This is a genomic window from Dyella sp. A6, assembly GCF_036320485.1.
In the GTDB taxonomy this organism is placed as follows: domain Bacteria; phylum Pseudomonadota; class Gammaproteobacteria; order Xanthomonadales; family Rhodanobacteraceae; genus Rhodanobacter_A; species Rhodanobacter_A aluminiiresistens.
Genome location: NZ_CP132911.1, coordinates 2,813,668 through 2,831,519, shown reverse-complemented (window position 1 = coordinate 2,831,519; position 17,852 = coordinate 2,813,668). Strand labels below are relative to the sequence as shown.

17 protein-coding genes and 1 tRNA gene are annotated in these 17,852 nt (G+C 67.0%); 9 read left to right on the top strand and 9 right to left on the bottom strand.

All coding sequences use genetic code 11. From position 1 onward, the window contains the following. Positions 1 to 79 precede the first annotated feature (79 nt). The 6 genes from RA164_RS12775 to RA164_RS12750 are packed head-to-tail and all read left to right on the top strand — an operon-like array spanning position 80 to position 7,174. Positions 80 to 1,075: an AAA family ATPase gene (locus RA164_RS12775; RefSeq protein ID WP_329741230.1), complete on the top strand. Its 996-nt coding sequence runs from the start codon at positions 80 to 82 to the stop codon at positions 1,073 to 1,075. Then, positions 1,072 to 2,004, top strand: a complete 933-nt coding sequence (locus RA164_RS12770) for a DUF58 domain-containing protein (RefSeq protein ID WP_329741229.1) — start codon at positions 1,072 to 1,074, stop codon at positions 2,002 to 2,004. Before RA164_RS12775 ends, RA164_RS12770 begins: the two co-directional genes overlap by 4 nt. A 5-nt stretch (positions 2,005 to 2,009) precedes the next feature. Further along, the gene (locus tag RA164_RS12765) at positions 2,010 to 2,513 is read left to right on the top strand and encodes a DUF4381 family protein (protein WP_329741228.1); all 504 of its coding nucleotides are present in this window, start codon (positions 2,010 to 2,012) and stop codon (positions 2,511 to 2,513) included. Beyond that, positions 2,506 to 3,480 (top strand): VWA domain-containing protein, encoded by a 975-nt coding sequence (locus RA164_RS12760; RefSeq protein ID WP_329741227.1) that lies wholly within the window; start codon positions 2,506 to 2,508, stop codon positions 3,478 to 3,480. The genes RA164_RS12765 and RA164_RS12760 overlap by 8 nt, the downstream gene beginning before the upstream one ends. Then, positions 3,477 to 5,420: a tetratricopeptide repeat protein gene (locus RA164_RS12755; RefSeq protein WP_329741226.1), complete on the top strand. Its 1,944-nt coding sequence runs from the start codon at positions 3,477 to 3,479 to the stop codon at positions 5,418 to 5,420. Before RA164_RS12760 ends, RA164_RS12755 begins: the two co-directional genes overlap by 4 nt. Continuing rightward, the gene (locus RA164_RS12750) at positions 5,417 to 7,174 is read left to right on the top strand and encodes a BatD family protein (RefSeq protein ID WP_329741225.1); all 1,758 of its coding nucleotides are present in this window, start codon (positions 5,417 to 5,419) and stop codon (positions 7,172 to 7,174) included. Before RA164_RS12755 ends, RA164_RS12750 begins: the two co-directional genes overlap by 4 nt. 1 nt (position 7,175) lies before the next feature. Here the strand turns inward: RA164_RS12750 and RA164_RS12745 are convergent, their stop codons facing one another. Then, positions 7,176 to 7,706 (bottom strand): O-acetyl-ADP-ribose deacetylase, encoded by a 531-nt coding sequence (locus tag RA164_RS12745; RefSeq protein ID WP_329741224.1) that lies wholly within the window; start codon positions 7,704 to 7,706, stop codon positions 7,176 to 7,178. Between the two features lie 44 nt (positions 7,707 to 7,750). Between RA164_RS12745 and RA164_RS12740 the strand changes: the two genes are divergently transcribed. Then, complete coding sequence (locus RA164_RS12740) at positions 7,751 to 8,218, top strand: MarR family winged helix-turn-helix transcriptional regulator (protein WP_329741223.1); 468 nt, start codon at positions 7,751 to 7,753, stop codon at positions 8,216 to 8,218. A gap of 181 nt (positions 8,219 to 8,399) precedes the next feature. On the opposite strand, the gene mscL is transcribed toward RA164_RS12740, so the two are convergent. The 5 genes from mscL to RA164_RS12715 all read right to left on the bottom strand — a co-directional run bounded on the left by mscL (position 8,400) and on the right by RA164_RS12715 (position 11,950). Next, entirely contained in the window at positions 8,400 to 8,807 is a 408-nt protein-coding gene (gene mscL, locus RA164_RS12735) for a large-conductance mechanosensitive channel protein MscL (protein ID WP_329741222.1), read from the bottom strand. Between the two features lie 87 nt (positions 8,808 to 8,894). After that, positions 8,895 to 9,581 (bottom strand): fumarylacetoacetate hydrolase family protein, encoded by a 687-nt coding sequence (locus RA164_RS12730; protein ID WP_329741221.1) that lies wholly within the window; start codon positions 9,579 to 9,581, stop codon positions 8,895 to 8,897. Positions 9,582 to 9,654: 73 nt separating this feature from the next. After that, entirely contained in the window at positions 9,655 to 10,566 is a 912-nt protein-coding gene (gene yedA, locus RA164_RS12725) for a drug/metabolite exporter YedA (RefSeq protein WP_329741220.1), read from the bottom strand. 138 nt (positions 10,567 to 10,704) lie between these two features. Next, positions 10,705 to 11,592 (bottom strand): methylated-DNA--[protein]-cysteine S-methyltransferase, encoded by an 888-nt coding sequence (locus RA164_RS12720; protein WP_329741219.1) that lies wholly within the window; start codon positions 11,590 to 11,592, stop codon positions 10,705 to 10,707. A 76-nt stretch (positions 11,593 to 11,668) separates the two neighbouring features. Continuing rightward, positions 11,669 to 11,950, bottom strand: a complete 282-nt coding sequence (locus RA164_RS12715; RefSeq protein ID WP_329741218.1) for a hypothetical protein — start codon at positions 11,948 to 11,950, stop codon at positions 11,669 to 11,671. Between the two features lie 78 nt (positions 11,951 to 12,028). On the opposite strand from RA164_RS12715, the gene RA164_RS12710 reads away from it, so the two are divergent. Continuing rightward, positions 12,029 to 12,370: a Rieske (2Fe-2S) protein gene (locus RA164_RS12710; RefSeq protein ID WP_329741217.1), complete on the top strand. Its 342-nt coding sequence runs from the start codon at positions 12,029 to 12,031 to the stop codon at positions 12,368 to 12,370. Between the two features lie 69 nt (positions 12,371 to 12,439). Here RA164_RS12710 and RA164_RS12705 read toward each other — a convergent pair whose 3' ends face one another. The 3 genes from RA164_RS12705 to RA164_RS12695 form a co-directional block, all read right to left on the bottom strand. Beyond that, positions 12,440 to 14,257, bottom strand: coding sequence for an SLC13 family permease (locus tag RA164_RS12705; protein WP_329743545.1), 1,818 nt, complete (start codon positions 14,255 to 14,257; stop codon positions 12,440 to 12,442). Between the two features lie 190 nt (positions 14,258 to 14,447). Then, positions 14,448 to 15,143: a tRNA (guanosine(46)-N7)-methyltransferase TrmB gene (gene trmB / locus RA164_RS12700; protein WP_329741216.1), complete on the bottom strand. Its 696-nt coding sequence runs from the start codon at positions 15,141 to 15,143 to the stop codon at positions 14,448 to 14,450. A 196-nt stretch (positions 15,144 to 15,339) separates the two neighbouring features. Then, positions 15,340 to 17,388: a FecR family protein gene (locus RA164_RS12695; RefSeq protein WP_329741215.1), complete on the bottom strand. Its 2,049-nt coding sequence runs from the start codon at positions 17,386 to 17,388 to the stop codon at positions 15,340 to 15,342. Positions 17,389 to 17,619: 231 nt separating this feature from the next. On the opposite strand from RA164_RS12695, the gene RA164_RS12690 reads away from it, so the two are divergent. Continuing rightward, positions 17,620 to 17,693 (top strand) — tRNA-Gly (locus tag RA164_RS12690). The last annotated feature ends 159 nt before the right edge of the window (positions 17,694 to 17,852 follow it).

Below are 17,852 nucleotides of genomic sequence, written 5' to 3'. Positions count from 1 at the left end.
GAGGCTGTTGGACACCCATGGCAAACTTTCCGGGACAAACGCGGTCAGTAACCGCGTCATGCAAACCGGATTTAGGACCATGGACATGCCCGAGAATCAGCCCGTGAGCGCGTTGCAGAAATCATTTGCACGGCTTCGCGACGATCTGCAGCACAGCATCATCGGCCAGCCGCACCTGATCCAGTGCCTGCTGGTTGCGCTGCTTGCCGACGGTCACCTGCTGGTGGAAGGCGCACCGGGACTGGCCAAGACCACGGCGGTCAAGGCGCTGGCCTCGCGTATCGAAGCGGATTTCCACCGGGTCCAGTTCACGCCGGACCTGCTGCCGGCCGACCTTACCGGCACGGATGTGTTCCGCCCGCAGTCCGGCGGATTCGAGTTCGAGCGTGGCCCGCTGTTCCACAACATCGTGCTGGCCGACGAGATCAACCGGGCGCCGGCCAAAGTGCAGTCCGCGCTACTGGAGGCGATGGCCGAGCGGCAGATCACGGTGGGCCGAAGCACTTGGCATCTGCCCGAGCTGTTCATGGTAATGGCCACGCAGAACCCGATTGAACAGGAAGGCACGTTTGCCTTGCCGGAAGCGCAGCTCGACCGCTTCGTGATGCACGTGAAGATCGCTTATCCGGATGCTGCCGCCGAACTTGCGATCCTGCGGCTTGCACGCGAGCAGGCACGCCGCGACCTGCATTCGCACGACGAACCCTCCGCCATGCTGAGCCAGGCCGATGTATTCGCCGCGCGCGAAGCGGCGCTGGCCGTGCACATGGCGCCCGCGCTCGAGGAGTACATCACGCAGCTGGTGCTGGCCAGCCGCGATGCCGGTCGCTATGGACCGGAAATGAAGCGCTGGATCGCCTGGGGCGCCAGTCCGCGCGCCACCATCGCGCTGGATCGCTGCGCGCGTGCGCATGCCTGGCTCGAAGGGCGCGACTACGTGCTGCCGGACGACGTGCATGCGATTGTCCACGAAGTGCTGCGTCATCGCGTGTTGCTCAGCTACGAGGCCGAGGCGGAAGGGGTCCGTAGCGACCAGGTCATCGCCCGCCTGCTGGATCTCGTGCCGCTGCCGTGAGCGTCGTGCTGCCACAACACGTGTCCGGCGACGGCCGTACGCAGGCAAGCCTGGACGAACTGATCGCATTGCGTACCCGCGTGGGGCGACCGGTCCACACGATGCTTGATACGCATGCGGCAAGAGCCGGTCAGCACCTCAGCCGGCTTTACGGGCGAGGCATGGACTACGCCGAATCGCGCGCCTATCAGCCCGGAGACGACGTGCGCCGGCTGGACTGGCGCCTTACCGCGCGCAGCGGCAGGCTGCACACCAAACTGTTCCAGGAGGAGCGCGAGGCGCGCCTGCTGGTACTGCTGGACACCCATGCCGGCATGCGTTTCGGTACCCGTGCACGGTTCAAGTCGGTACAGGCCGCGCGCGCGGCAGCACTCGCCGGCTGGCACGCGGTGCGAGCCGGCGAACGTGTCGGGCTGATGGCGTTCGGTGGCCACCAGTCGCTGCTTAAACCCGCTGCCGGCGCACGTGGTGCCTTGTCGGTCTGTGGTGCGCTGTCGGAATGGGACCGGCTGCCGTGCCATTCCAGCGAACCGCTTTCCAGGGCATTGCGCCGCGCACGACAGGTGCAACATGGTGCCAGCCAGGTGCTGCTGATCAGCGACGGCTGGAGTTGCGACGCGGCGGCGCACGGACCACTGCTCGACCTGGCGCGGCATGCGTCCGTGCGCATCCTGGTGGTGGCCGATGTGCTGGAGCTGGGCATGCCACCCGCAGGCCGGTATCCCATCGAACACGAGGGCGAACAGCGGCAGATCGCACTGCTTGGCGAACGTGCGCGGCGCGATTTCAGCACCGCTATGGGGGCGGGTCCGGCACGCCTGCAGGCATTGGCGAAAACATTGGCACTGCCGGTCGAGCGGATCGACACCGTGGTCGATCCGGGCGATGCGGTCACCGCACTCCTGCGTGCGCGTGGGCGGACGAGGTGAACGGCATGCCCGGCCAACTACCACCACCGCAGCTGGTGCTGCGTGACATCCATATGCCGCCGGCGCCGTCCTGGTGGCCGCCGGCCCCGGGCTGGTGGTTGTCGGCCTTGTTGTTGCTGCTGTTGATCGTGTTGCTGGCATGGCTCGCGACACGCCGTTTCCGGCGTCGCCGTGCACTGCGTCAGGTGCTGGCCGAAGTCGATCGGCTCGATACGCGCCATGCGGACGACGACGAGGCCCTGGCGTACGGGCTCCATCAACTGCTGCGACGCATGGCCCGGCGCTACGCGGCCGGTGCCGTGACCGCGCGTGGCGAGTCATGGCGCACGACCCTGGCAGAGGTCCCGGTGCAGGCTTCCGTACTGGACACCCTGGTCGGGCTGGAACAACGGATCTACCGCTCCAGCAGCGCGTTCGATCGCGTACAGGCACTGGCCGCGACGCGCACCTGGTTGTCGATGGCATGGCGGAGGATGCCGGGCACGCATAGGAGCAAGGCCCATGCCTGAGTTCGCCTGGCCATGGGTGTTCGTGATGTTGCCACTGCCCTGGCTGTTGTGGCGTTGGTGGCGCCCCGCATCACCGGGTCGTGCACTGCATTTGCCGCAGCCGGGGCTGGAACTGCATGAAGCAGGTGCCACGGTCATGCATGGGGCATTGCCGTGGCTGCTGGCACTGGCATGGCTGTGCCTGCTGACCGCGGCAGCACGACCGCAGCAGTTCGGGCCGCCGCATGCGCAGGAACACAGCGGCCGGGCACTGATGCTTGCGGTCGATCTGTCCGGCAGCATGCAGACGCAGGACATGACGCTGGCCGGACAGCCGGTCAGTCGCTTCGGTGCCGTCGAGGCGATCGCCGGCGACTTCATCGCGCGACGCAGCGGCGACGAAATGGGCCTGATCCTGTTCGGCAGCCGGGCTTACCTGGTGACGCCATTGACCTATGACCTCAGCGCCGTGCGGGCACAGCTGAAGGGTGCCGCGGTCGGCCTGGCCGGAACGCAGACCGCCATTGGCGATGCGATTGCGGTGGCGGTGAAGCGGCTGTCCGCACTGCCGCAGCAGGCGCGGGTACTGGTGTTGTTGACCGATGGTGTGAACAACGCCGGCAACGTGACCCCGCTGGATGCGGCGCGTGCGGCGAAGGCTGCCGGTGTGCGCATCTACACCATCGGCATCGGTGCCACGCGCATGCGGGTGTCCGGTTTCTTCGGCAGCCAGCTGATCAACCCCTCGGCCGATCTGGACGCGCACATGCTTACCCGGATCGCCGAGATGACCGGCGGCCGCTTCTTCCGTGCGACCGACAGCCATCAGCTGGCCGATGCCTATCGCGCCATCGATGCACTGGAACCGATGCCCCAGCATGGTCCCAGCTATCGCCTGCACCACGAACTATTCCGTTGGCCGCTGCTGGCCGCGGCCCTGCTGATGCTGCTGGCCTGGTTGCCGCGGTTGCGGAGGGCGCGCGCATGAGTGCGACCCTGCACGCATTCCATTTCCTGCAGCCGTTCTGGCTGCTGGCGTTGCTCGCACTGCCCTGGCTGTTGTGGCTGGGACGGCGCGAAGACGGCGCACAGCGCGCCTTGTCGAGGCTGGTCGATCCCGAGCTCTTGCCGCATGTCATGCACGGACGACCGCGCAGCCGGCGCGCGCCTTCCGGCCTGCTGGCGCTGGGCTGGCTGCTGGCGACACTGGCGCTGGCCGGGCCGACCTGGCATCGGGTGGCGCGGCCGCTGTATGCCGACCGTGCGGCCCAGGTGATCGCGATCTCGTTGTCCAGGAGCATGCTGGCGCGCGATGTCACACCGAGCCGGATCGAGCGCGCCAGATTCAAGGCGCACGACCTGATGTACGCGAACCGCGACGGTTTCAATGGCCTGATCGGCTATGCCGGCGAGTCGTTCGTGGTCGCGCCGCTCACCAGCGACGCGCACAGTCTGGACGACCTGCTCGATGCGATGGCGCCGGATGTCATGCCGGAGGATGGCAACGACGCCGCCCGTGCCATCGCGCAGGGCGTGAAGCTGATCCGAGACGCGAAAGTTGCCGACGGCTCGCTGGTGCTGATCACCGATACGGCGGATGCCGCAGCGACAGCGGCAGCACGCAAGGCACATGCCGAAGGGGTGCGGGTCTCGGTGCTCGGCGTGGGGACCCCACAGGGTGGCCCAGTAGCGCTGGGCGATGGCAGCTTCCTGCACGATGCGCAGGGCAACCTGGTACTGGCCCGGCGTAACGATGCAGCCCTGGCTGCGCTGGCGAATGCCGGCGGTGGCATCTACGTACCGATGACGAATGACGACCGGGACGTGGCCTCATTGCACCGCGAGCTGCGCACGCCGGAGCATGCGACCGTGGCGGCGGGTCAGCAGGGTGACACCTGGCAGGACGAAGGTCCGTGGCTGTTGCTGCCGTTGCTGGTCGTGGTGGCTTTGGGCTTCCGACGTGGCTGGCTGCTGGTGCTGCCCTGGATCGTGTTTTCGCTGGCGTTGCCATCGACGGCGCATGCGTCGGGATGGCGCGACTGGTGGCAACGTGCCGATCAGCAGGCGTCCACGGCGCTCCACGACGGCAAGCCGAAGCTGGCCGAGCAGTTGGCGCAAGATCCGGCCTTGCGCGGTGCCGCGGCTTACCGGGCGGGTAACTACCGCGCTGCGGTGCAGGCACTGCAGCAGGCCAAGGGTGCCGATGCCGCCTACAACCTCGGTAATGCGCTGGCGCGCCTGGGACGCTATCCCGAAGCGATCAAGGCATACGACCGCGCGTTGAAGATGAATCCGCACAATGACGATGCCCGCGCCAATCGCAAGGCCGTGGAAGAAGCCATGCGACGCCAGCAACAACAGCAGAAAAAGCAGAAACAGAACAAGAACGGCAGCGGGAAAAGCAGCAACCAGTCGTCGCAGGGCAAAGGCTCCGGCACAAAGGACAAAAGCGGCCAGCCGCAGGACAAGCAGCCGCAGGGCAACAACGGGCAGGGCAAGAGTTCGAGCGATTCGACTCCGCATGGCGACCAGCACACGCCACCCGGCAACCCATCGGGTTCCAAATCGCAGGGATCGTCGTCCCCGCAGGACGCGCAGACCGGACAGGCTCGTCATGGGGCCGGCGGGCAGGACAAACCGACGCCGCAGACAGCGCAGCAACGCGCCGCACAGCAGGCAGCGACCGCCAAGGCACAGCAGGCGCTGCACCAGCAGATGAACCGGGCGCTGGCTCGGAAGACGACCCAACCGCCCGTCCATCAACTGGGTGCCATGGCGAACGACGACCCGTTGTCGAAACTGCCGGCCGATGTGCGTCACACGCTGCAGGTCGTGCCCGATGACCCCGGTGCGCTGCTGCGCCGCAAGTTCATGCTCGAATATCTGGAGCGCCAGCAACGCGCTTCGTCGGAGAACGGACAACCATGAAAGGGCGCTACGTACTGTTGTTGCTTGCCTTGCTGCTGCCGGCCTTGGCCTCGGCCAGCAGCGTGCGTGCCTCGCTGGACCGCAGCAAGGTGCAGCTGGGCGAAACCGTCACGTTGAACCTCAGCGTGGACGGCAGCGACAGCGTCGGCATGCCCGATCTCGATCCGTTGCGGCGCGATTTCGACGTGCTGGGCACCTCCAACAGCAGCAGCATCAGCATCATCAACGGCAGACAGAGCGCGCAGTACACCATCGGCATCGCGTTGCGGCCGAAGCACATCGGCCAGCTGAAGGTCCCATCCCTGGCCATCGCGGGAGGACATACCGCGCCATTGCTGCTGGACGTGACGCCCCCCGACCCGAATGCCGCGGCCAACAGCGGCAAGGCCGTGTTCATCGAAGCGGGTGTGGAGCCGGACCATGGCTATGTCGGCCAGCAGATGGTGTACACCGTGCGGCTGTACCACGACGTCGACCTGAGCGGTTCGCTGCAGGAACCGCAGCTGGCCGGTGTCGACGTGCGCAGGATCGGGCAGGACATCAACTACGACGTCAATCGCGACGGGCACACATACCACGTGCTCGAGCGACGCTACGCTCTGGTGCCGCAGCGCGCGGGCACGCTGACGGTGCCTTCCATGCAGTTCCAGGGTACGGCCAGCGATCCGTCGAACCCGTTCAACCCGGGCAACTTCTTTGGCCAGTCGAGCCTGTTCGGCGTCGGGCAGGCCGTATCGGCGGCTTCGCCGGCGGTGACGCTGCATGTGCAAGCCCAGCCATCCGGCTGGGGCAGCACCGACTGGCTGCCTGCACGTCAGCTGACGCTTTCGCTGGATGGCCTGCCGGCGGATGGCAAGGTGCATGTCGGCCAGGCACTGAACCTGCACATGGTTGTCCAGGCGAGCGGATTGCCGGCCGATTCGCTGCCCGAGCCGAGCCTGCCGACTCTGGGCGGTGCCGCGGTGTACCCGGACCGCCCGGTGGATACCACTACCGACGATGGCAAATGGCTACAGGGCAAGCGCGAGCGCGCCTTTGCGATCGTGCCGCAGCAGGCGGGCACGCTGACGATTCCGGCAACCACTCTGAAGTGGTTCAACGTGCAGAGCGGGCAGGCCGAGACGGCGAGCATTCCGGCAACCACGCTCACGGTGCTTCCTGCAGCAGGCGCGGCGTCGGGCCCGGCGGCCGCGGCTTCGGTGTCGGCACCTGCAACGGTTGCGCCGGCCTCGCATGCATCGAAGCCGGATGCAGCAGTGACTGCGGCGGCGACTACCGGTGCAACGGTCCCGGTCTGGTGGCGCTGGCTTGCAATCGGCAGCCTGGCAGTCTTGCTGGTTGGGTTGCTGGGCTGGTTGATCCTGCGCCGGCGCACGCCGCGACCGGCACCGGCTCAGGCGAAGGTGGATCCCGTGATCAGGCCACTTCCGGACAAGGCCCTGCGGCAGGCTTTCCTCGACGCTGCACGCGGAAACGACGTCGCTGCCCAGGCCCGGCAACTACTGGCCTGGGCGCGGGCCGAGCGACCGGATCTGCATAATCTGGGCGAGCTGTCGGCGGCGCTGGCATACGAGCCGCAACGGGCGGCGATTGCCGGGCTGCAGCGCCGGCAATATGGCGCTGCGGTACCCACTGCAGACGCCCCTGATCTGCGGTCTGCGTTCGAACGCGGCTTTGTCTGGAAGCACGAGGGTCCCGGCGCCGGCGACTCGCCGCTGCCGCCGCTGTATCCGTTCGACCTCGGTTCGCGCTAGTTCAACCGTGTTCGTGGGTGTCAAGGGCGTGCTGCAGGATGGCACTCATGCGCACATCGAACCCGCATAACTGCACCTGCAGGTCGGCATGGTGGAGCAGTGCCTCGCGCAGCGCGGCCACCGCCACCGCTGCGGCCCGTTCGGCGGGAAAGCCGTAGACGCCGCAACTGATGGCCGGAAAGGCGATGGAATGGAGCCGATGGGCGGCGGCCAGCGCGATGCTGGCGCGGTAGCAGTGGGCCAACAGCCCCGGCTCGCCATGGCTGCCGTCCTGCCAGACCGGTCCGACCGTGTGGATCACCCAGCGGGCGGGCAGGTCGAAGCCAGGCGTGATGCGCACCTCGCCGGTTGGACAGCGCATGCCCGGAGAGGTCTCGGGCAGGGCGCGGCAGGCGGCCAAGAGACGTGGTCCGGCGGCCCGGTGAATGGCGCCATCCACGCCACCGCCGCCAAGCAGGGTGGGGTTGGCGGCATTCACGATGGCGTCCACTTCCAGCTGGACGATATCGGCGGTGATCACGACGATCGACATGCGTTTATGCTTGCATCCAGACGATGGGGAGACGGCAGTACATCATGGTGAATGTGGAAGATATTTCATTCGGCTATCTGCTGAGCGACGTCACACTGCTTTTCCGGAAGCATTTCGACCGTCGAGCGGTGAAGTTCGGCCTGACCCGTGCGCAGTGGCGTGCCACCAAGATGCTGTACCGTCGCCCCGGTCTGCGCCAGACCGAACTGGCCGAATTCCTCGAAATGGAACCGATCGCGGTTGGCCGTGTGATCGACCGCCTGCAGGCGGCCGGTTTCGTCGAGCGTCGCCCCGATCCCAAGGATCGTCGCGCCTGGCGTCTCTACACCACCGAACAGGCGCACGAAGTCGTCGATGACATGGAGCGCATCGCCAAAGACCTGCGCATCGATGCCAGCACGGGCATTTCCTGCGAGGAGATGATGCAGATGACCGCCGTGCTGACCCGCATCAAGGAAAACCTGCAGGCGCTGGACGAGGCCGAGCAACCCATGACCGAGGCGGGCAACTAAGACGGCACCTGCACCGCATGCACTGGCCTTGGTGCAGGTCGCTTCGACGCACCAGAACGCGGGGCTGGAACGCGTTCGAGTTCAATCAGGCTGATGACGTCCGACATGTGCTCCGTGCGCCGGCTGATGAAGCATGGCCGGTGTGGGCGACGCCCCTGGCGGGGCGTCGCGGTGCGGCGGCTTACTTGTTCTTGAGCAGGTCGCGGATTTCGGTGAGCAGGACCACGTCGGCGGGCGGTGCGGCGGGCGCGGCCTCTTCCTTCTTGTGCAACCGGTTGATCGCCTTGATCAGGATGAAGATCGCGAAGGCGACGATGATGAAGGTGATGATGGTGTTGATGAAGCTGCCGTAGTGGATCGCCACTTCGGCGATCTTGTGCTTCGGGTCGCTGTCGTCGGCCGGCTTGAGTACCCATTTCATCTTGGAGAAATCGATGCCGCCGGTGATCATGCCGATCGGTGGCATGATCACGTCGTTCACCAGCGAGGTGACGATCTTGCCGAACGCGCCGCCGATGACGATGCCGACCGCCATGTCGAGCACGTTGCCGCGCATCGCAAATTCCTTGAATTCCTTCATCATGCCCATCGTGTTTCCTCCGAGATGTTGCCGGTTGGCAGGAGCACTTTAGCCCAGCGCAACGACGCCCGCATCGGGCATATGCCCAGTCGGTGCTCAGACCATCTGGCCGTCCAGTTCGGCGATGCCCACGAGCTCGGCATGGAAACGGTCGCCACGTTGCAGCGCGGCCACGCCGGCGGGCGTGCCGGTGAAGATCAGGTCGCCGGGCTTCAGCTCGAACAGGCGCGAGAGGGCGGCGATGATCGCCGGCACGTCGTGGATCATGTCGCCCAGCCGGCCCTGTTGGCGCAGCTCGCCGTTCACGCTGAGCCGCAATGCGGTGTCCGCTGTCGGCGTCACCTCGGTGGCAGGGTGCAGTGCCGAGACCGGGGCGGAATGGTCGAAGGCCTTGGCGACGTCCCACGGATGGCCTTTCGCCTTGGCCTGGGCCTGCAGGTCGCGCCGGGTCAGGTCCAGGCCCACGCCATACCCGAACACCGCCTCGTTCGCCTGGCTGGGGGAAAGGTCGCGTCCGCCCGCCTTCAGGGCCACCACCATTTCCACCTCGTGATGCAGGTCGCTGGTGGCGGAGGGGTAGGGCACATCGGTGTCATCGGTGACCACCGCGTCGGCCGGCTTGCAGAAGAACATCGGCTGGCCGTGCTCGACGGCGGCACCCATTTCGCGCGCGTGCTCGGCATAGTTGCGGCCGATGCAGAACACGCGACGCACGGGAAAGCGCTGGTCGCTGCCGGCAACCGGCAGGCTGGAAGGGGTGGGTGGAGCGATGATGTAGTTCATGACGAAAGCCTAGCAGTTTCCATGGCCGGTTCGTGACCGGCCGACGGTCTTGCGCTCGCTCGCGGGCTCCGCGTTACCGGCGCTTCCGGCGTGCCAGCGAAATCACCACCACGCCCAGGAGGATCACCGCCATGCCGGTCAGGTCGATCGGCCCCACGTGTTCGCCCGCGAACAGCACGCCGAACAGCACGGCCACCGGCGGGTTCACGTACGCGTAGCTGGTGGCCAGGGTCGGGCGCGCGTGCTTCAGCACGTACAGGTAGGTGCTGAAGGCGATCATCGAGCCGAACACCAGCAGGTATAGGCCGGCAAGCGTGGCGTGCAGCGTGGGGTGCGCCGGCAGGCGTTCGCCACTGCCGAAGCCCGCCACTAGCAGGGCCGCGCTGCCGCAGAGCATCTGCGCGGCGGTGTTCATCGGGCCGCTGGGCATGTCCTGGTGTCGGCTCCAGACCGAACCGAAGGCCCAGGCGGCAGCGGCGGTCAGCAGCGCCAGTGCACCGAGACGCGAGCCGGACAGGCTGCTGCCCAGATTCAGAACGACTACGCCGGCAAAACCGATCGCCAGGCCAAGCCCTTCGCGCCGGTTCGGCCACTCGCCGAAAAGGCCCGAGAACAGGGCGGCGAACAGCGGCATGCAGGCCACCGCCACCGCGGCGATGCCCGAGCTGACCCGCTCCTCGGCGAAGCACACCAAGCCGTTGCCGAAACCCAGCAGCAGCACGCCGGTGACCGCGGCGTTGCGCCATTGCCGTGGCGACGGTGGTGCCGCGCCGCGCAGGCGCAGGACGCCGTAGAACAGGACGCCAGCACACAGGAAGCGCAGACCGGCCAGCAGGAAGGGCGGATAGCTTTGCAGCGCGAAGTGGATGGCGAGGTAGGTCGAACCCCAGATCAGGTACAGGGCGAGCAGGCCGAACGGCACGAGTGCCTGCGGCGACGGGGCCAGTGTCGGGTCGTTGGCGGTGGTTGCGGAGGCGTCGCTCATGGTCTTGATCCGGGCAGGTTTCGCCGTCATCAAGACCCGGCGCGGGCGCGTATCTTGGCGCCTGGCAGCCGCCTGCGCCAGTGATGACGGTGCAAGCCGGGCTTGAGCCTGGATCAAGCCTGGTGGCGGACGCCAAGGTCAGCCGTGAAGCTGCTGTTCGTGCGCCAACAACTGCCGTTTGCGCTGCACACCCCAGCGCCAGCCGCCGGGCGAGCCGTCTTCACGTATCACGCGGTGGCAGGGCACGATCAGCGCGAGCCGGTTGTTGCCACAGGCATTGCCCACGGCGCGTGCTGCTCCGGGCTTGCCGATCGTGGCGGCGATGTCGCCGTAGCTGCGGGTCTGGCCGGCCGGGATGCGGGTCAGCGCGTCCCAAACGCGCCACTGGAAGGCGGTCGCGGCCACGTCCAGCGGCGGCAGCGCGGGCGCATTACCGCTGCTCCAGCCAAGTTCGCTGGCGATGCGGGCGATGACCGCGTCCAGCCACTCTTCACGGCCGGCGTCCACGCGTTCGCGTGCGGCTCTCGGAAATTCATCAGCCAGGCGTTGTTCCAGCTCGGCATCGTCAACGCCGAGTGTTACCGCGCAGATACCGCGCGTGGTCGCCGCGACCAGCAGGCAGCCCAGTGAAGTGGTCGTGGTGGTGTAGCGGATGCTGGCGCCGGCGCCGCCGGCACGGTAGCTGGCCGGGGTCATGCCGAGCAGGCGGTCGCTGTGTTCGTAGACGCGGCTGCCGGAGCCGAAGCCGGCGCCGTATACGGCCTCGCTTACCGGTGCGCCTTCGCGCAACGCAGCCTTCAGCTGGCCGAAGCGGCGTGCGCGGTGGTATTCGGCCGGACTCATGCCGTAGCGGCGGCGGAATACGCGCTGCAGGTGGGCGGGGCTGAGTTGCGCGATCTGCGCCAGGCTGTCGAGCGTCGGCGCTTCGTCGGCGCTTTCGAGCTGCTGGCGCACCCGTTCAAGCGCGTTTTCGGTGGACTTGTTCATGGCCTGGCCGGTGGAAATATCCATGGCCAGCTTAGGCATGCCGGCCGCGTCGGGCCATCCGGATTATGCGCATGCGACGAGGGTTGCCGCACGGCACCCGCTCGATGCACGCAGTTCAATGTGCGGCAGGACGCCCCTGCCGGATCACCACGAACTCACCTTCCAGCAGGTCGGGTCGGTGCGCAGAGGGAGTCGGTCCGGTCGTGGAGCTGATCGGGGCACGACCATGCCGCCAATGGCGCCAGGCCAACAGCAGTCCGCCGCCGACCAGGAGCACGCCAGCCACCATCAGGCCGAACACCAGCAGGATGCCGACCAGGGCCAGTCCCAGCAGCAGGGACAGGGCGCGGGCCAGCGGATGGCGGGGGCGGCGCGTGGGCAACAGGACAAAACGCATGTGTTAAAAATCCGTGTGCTAAAATCAACGACTTACGAGTGCAACGATGGGGCCTGACGGCCCGTGAGACAAGTGCCAATGGATACAAAGATTTCGCCCCGTCCGCTGTGCAGGTTCGACGAATTGCCCGAGGGCGAGGCAGTCGCGTTGGATGCGATGCTGCCCGGTGGCGAGGAGAACCTGATCGTCTTGAGACAGGGCGGCGAGGTGCGGGCCTGGCTCAACATCTGCCCGCATGCCGGACGCCGACTGGACTGGGCACCGGGCCGGTTCCTGATCAGCAAGGGCTTGCTGGTGTGTGCAGTGCATGGTGCGAGTTTCAGCACCCAGAACGGTGCCTGTGTTGGTGGTCCCTGCCGTGGCGATCGCCTGCATGCGGTGCCGTTGCGGCTGGACAGCGATGAGGTCTGGCTGGCCTGAGTGCCGCTGCGGATCGGCAAGCGGAGTCATTGCCACGTCGATCGCCGTGCCGGGTGTCAGTCGAATTGCTCAGTGGAACATCAGGTTGATCGCCACCAGGGTGATCACCAGCACGACCAGGGTCAGCGGGATGCCGGCACGCAGGAAGTCTTTGCTGTTGTAGCCACCAGGGCCGGTCACCATCATCAGGGCGGGGTGGCCGGAGCTGATCAGGAAAGTGTTGGACGAGGACACCGCGACGATCAGCGCATAGGCCGAGGGATTGCCGCCGGTGGCCACCGCCACGCTGATCGCGACCGGCACCATCATCACCGTGGCGCCCACGTTGGACATCACCTGCGAGAACAGCAGGGTGAGCACGGCCAGTGCCGCCTGCAGCACCCACGGCGACGCGCCACCCATGTGTGCCAGGACTTCCTGCGCGACCCAGGCGGCCGTGCCGGTGGAGTCCATCGACCAGCCCAGCGGAATCAGACAGGCGGTGACGAAGATCGTTTTCCAGTTGATCGCCTTGTAGGCCTCGTCCATGTTCAGCACGCCGGACAGCAGCATGCCGATGGCGCCGGACATCATCGCGATCGACAGGTCCAGATTGGTGAACAGGGCCAGGCACTTGGCCATCAGGAAGAAACCCACCGCCTGCCAGATCTTGCCGGGACGCTGTTCTTCGCGGGGGATGTCGGTGACCACCACCAGGTCGCGGTCTTCCGATGCCTGGACCAGATCCGGCCAGCTTGAGTGCAGCACCATGGTGTCGCCGGCGCGCAGGCTGACCGCACGCACATCGTCCCGGTACACATGGTCGCCGCGGGTCACCGCCAGCACCGAGATGCCGTGGCGCTTGCGCAGGTGCAGCTCGCCGATGGACTGCTTGATCCAGCGCGAATTGGGCGGGATCACCGCCTCGGAAATGCCGGCCCGGCTGGGATTGAACTGTTCGCCCAGCTGGCGCATGCGCGGCGACAAGCGGCACAACTGGTTGTTGGCGAACTGGCCCAGTTGTTCGCGCGGACCCAGTACGCCGAGCACCGAGCCGACCCAGATCACCTGGTCGATCGGCGGGGCCATGCGGGCCTCGTTGCCGCTCTTTATCGCCAGGATCAGCGGTGCGCCGTGCAGCCGCTCGGCCTCGCCGATGCTCATGCCGACCAGCGGGCTCTCGGCGGTGACCGTCAGCTCGGCGGTTTCGCCGACGATGCCGTAGGTTTCGGCGAAGTAGCTTTCGGTGCGGCCGGGCGTCACCTTCTGCCGGCTGTCCTCGCGGTCGGGCAGCAGCTTGTGGGTGAACAGGCGGAAAAACACCACGCCCACGATGGCCAGCAGGATACCCACCGGGGTCACGCTGAACAGGCCGAATTTCGGGATCGTCTGCGCCCCCGGCGGCAGGTTGTTGTTGGCGCTGGCGATCAGGTCGTTCAGCATGATCAACGGCGAGTTCGCGATCAGCGTGGTGTTCGTCGCGGTGAGGATGCAGAACGCCATCGGCAGCAGCAGCCGCGAGATCGGCACGCCGGTACGGGCGGACAGGCGGCTGGTTACCGGGATCATCAGCGCGGCGAGCGCCTGGCTGGGAATGACCGCGCTGAACAAGCTGGTGACCGAGTTGATCACCACGCCCAGGCGCGACTCCTTGCCGCGCGCCATGCGCATCACGAACTGCGCGGTCAGGTTGAGCACGCCGGCCCGGTCCAGCCCTTCGCCCATGATCATGATGGCGATGATCGCGATCACCGCATTGCCGGCGAAGCCGTTGAACACGCGGTCGGCGGGAATCAGGCCGGTCAGGCCGATGGCGACGACCACCAGCAGGGCGACCATGTCGGCACGGATCCACTCCAGCACCAGCATGAGCATGGTGAAGAGCACCAGCCCAAGCACAAGCACCATGTCGGGCGTGAGCGACAGTCCCACTAGCGGTCGTCCCGGCAGGATGCGTGGTCAGGCTCGATGCGGATGTGCAGTGGATCAGTCACGCTGCGGCAGTCAGGTCCCCGTTTGGGGCGCAAGTATAAGCGGCCAGATGCAAGGACTGGTGAACCGTGACGTATTTGCCGCCATTTTTTGTGCGCGAGCCGGGTCAGGTCCGGTGGTAGAGCAGGTCCCACACGCCGTGCCCGAGCTTGAGGCCGCGGCGCTCGAAGTGGGTTTCGATGCGCCAGTCGGGCTTTTCCGCGTAACTGCCGGCGGCGATGGCATTGCGCCAGTCCGGCGCCGCTTCCATCACTTCGAGCATGTGTTCGGCGTAGGGCTGCCAGTCCGTGGCCAGGTGCAGCAGCCCGTCGGGCGCCATGCGCGAGGCCAGCAGGGCGACGAATTCCGCTTGCACGATGCGCCGCTTGTTGTGGCGCTTCTTGTGCCAGGGGTCGGGAAACCAGATGCGGGCTTCGGCCAGGGTGCCCGCAGCGATCTCGTGTTGCAGCACCTCGACGGCGTCGTGCTTGTAGATCCGCACGTTGCCGGCATCACGCGCAGCCAGTGCGTTCATCAGTCGGCCCACGCCGGGGCCATGGACTTCGACCCCGATGTAATCGCGGGCGGGGTCGTGCTCGCTGGCCCAGGCCAGTGCCTCGCCGTTGCCGAAACCGATCTCCAGGACGACGGGCGCCGTGCGGCCGAAACGTGCCGCGTAGTCCTGCGCGGTACCGCTGTAGTCGATGCCGTAGCGGGCCCAGTGGGCGTCGAAGGCGCGTTGCTGGGCCGGTGTCATGCGCCCTTCGCGCAGGACGAAGCTGCGGATGCGGCGTGGATGTGCGGAACTGTCATGGTCGGTCATGGCGTGTGCTGCGGTCGGGCCATGCCCGGGTCGAGCGGGGACGGCGTGCGTAGATCGGGAAGTGGCGACAAGTGTAACGGTCGCGTGCGGCGATGCCTCGTCGGCGGTGCTGCAACGGACGGCAATGGGCAGCCTGGCGACGGATCGGGCCGAAGGCGCCGGACGCGTGCGTGCCGGCGCATTGTAACCGGCAAGGTCAGTGCCGATGGTCGTTGCCGTGCCAGGGTGGCGGGGCCCTGCGCTGCGGCTGCGCGCGTTGGGCTTGTGCACGGGGTGCCTGCCGGTGCTCCATCATGACGCGCGGCGGCGGCCGGAATGCCGGCGGGCGATAAGCCTGTTCGGTCCGATGCGCGACGTAGCCATTGCCGCGCGGCGACACCATGTGCGACTGGAAGACCGCCGGCGGTGCCCGACGCACCGGCTCGAAGCGGACCTCGGCCGGCCGTGGGGCGGTGGCGACGGGCCTGGATACGGGGCGGGAAATGGGGCTGCGTGCAGTTTGCGATCGCAGCGGTTCCAGATGCGGTACCTGCGGAAGGCCGCCGTTGAAGCGTCCGGTCGGACGGCCGGGTTCCGACCCCCGACTGATGAAGCTGACGCCCGGACGCATCTCGTCGCGGACCGCTGCATTCTGCTGGCCACGCTGCATCGCGGGCGACCCGTAGCGGACATCGGGCCGCACGGGGGCGCGAATTGCCGGTCGCGTCGATGCGAAGCTGCGTGGCCGGGCCGGCGCATGCCAGGTGACGCGCTGGAACCGGCCGTCAGTCGGGATATGCCGCATCACCACCGGGCGATGCAGGCCATCGGTGGGCAGTGCGTGCAGGCGGGGACCGTACCGACGTGCCGGGTCGGCCTGCGGTCTGTGCGCTGGACCGTGCAGGCTTGGTCGGGCATCGGCAAGCCGTTGCGGGTCCACCTGCAGAAGGTGGTGATGCACGTCGTGCGCAGCGGCAAAGTTGCGGGCCGGTACGGCACTGAATCCGCGCGGATGAAAACCATGCGTTCCGGCGTCGATCGCCTGCACACGACCGCGGCGGTAGGCGTCGTAGTGGCGGGCGATGCGTGCGTCGATATCGCGTCGGTCGCGTCGGTCGTGATCCCTGTGGTGGTCCAGGTCCTGCCGGTTGAGCCGGTCGTAATAGCGTCTGCTGGCGTGGTACCACGGATTGAAGATGTCGCGTGGTCCCAGCGGGAACCAGCCGATCGGACCGCCCAGGCTCAGTGACACGTCCCAGTGCCGGCCGCCGACGAAAGCGACCAGGGCTGGTGCGTACACCGGGGGCCCGAAATAGGTTCCCGGCAGCCAGCCCCAGGCACCGCGGATGAACGCCCAGCGGCCGTAGTGGAACGGTGCGAAACCCCATGGCGCGTCGTCCACCCAGGTCCAGCCCCATGGCTGGATCCATGCCCAGTGGCCGAAACGGTAGGGTGCCCAGCCGGCGGCGACCTGTGCCGGGAACCAGACGGCGCCGTAATCGGGTTCGTCGACCCAACTGCCGTAGTTGTCCAGGTCCTCGGCACCGACCATGCCGGCCGGAACGTACTGCGAAGCCATCGAGTCGGTGTAACGCCGATCCCGGTCCTGACACCACGCATCGAAGGCATCGCCGCCTGCGATGTAGCTGATCAGCATGCGATCGAGTGAGGCATCCTCGAAGCGGTAGCTGCGGCCGGCAAGAATGTCCTGCCGGGCACCATCCACCCCATAGACCTCGGCGTTGCCGTCGAAGGCGGTAACCCGGGTGGCACTGCCATCCGGACGGACATCCACGCGGAAGCGACCGGGTCGATCGATCACCAGCGCGATGGTGGGCGTGTCCACTTCATAGCTCTGTCCACTGGCCAGCTGGCGCACGCTGAGCTCCAGCGTGCCCCGGGTCAGCTTGAACTGGCCGAGCTGGGCATCCAGCACGAGTACGCCGAGGCGGGTGTCGCCGCCGATGCGCAAGGCGGCGCCGCCGAGTTCCAGTTCGGCCCGTGCGCCGGGGGTGCTGCTGAGCCGGTCACCGTCGGTCAGCGGGCGATTGATGTCCACCTGGCGCCAGTCATTCTGGCTGCCTGCCGGTAGCAGTCCGACCTCGCCGGCCAGATAAGACAGCCTTGCGGCACGTGCGGGCGGGTCGCCGGTGCCATTGCCGCCGGTCTGGGCCATGGCAGTGCCGGTCAGGCTGGCGATCAGCAGGAATAGAAGTGCCGCAACGCGGAAGCGCGGCAAGACGGGCAAGACGAAAGACCTACGCATGGCATCCTCCGTGTGGGCGCATGGGGATCACGTCCTTGGGTACCGTGGTCGCGAGAACGTGCGATCGGTCCTCGCGATGACACTGTAACTGGCCAATACTTAGTGATCGGTGAGGCTGGCCAACGGCGATTCACGCGGGCGACCATCGCAGTTCAGGTGCCTGCGCGCCGGTGGCGGCGGCACGGCGGGATTCCAAAACGCAACGATCCCGGGTTACCATCCGCCGGCGGCGCGGGCGTAGCTCAATGGTAGAGCTGTAGCTTCCCAAGCTACTGACGTGGGTTCGATTCCCATCGCCCGCTCCATCTTCCGCCCGCTCAGGGCAGTCACCGGCAACCGGCTTTCGATGTTACGACCCGTGGGCGCGTGTCGATGAAGGTGACCATCAGCCGTGCCATCGGCCGACATTTTCCGAAGCATTCCCAACGATTCGACGCCATCCGGCGCCGTGGCTGGCCGCGGTC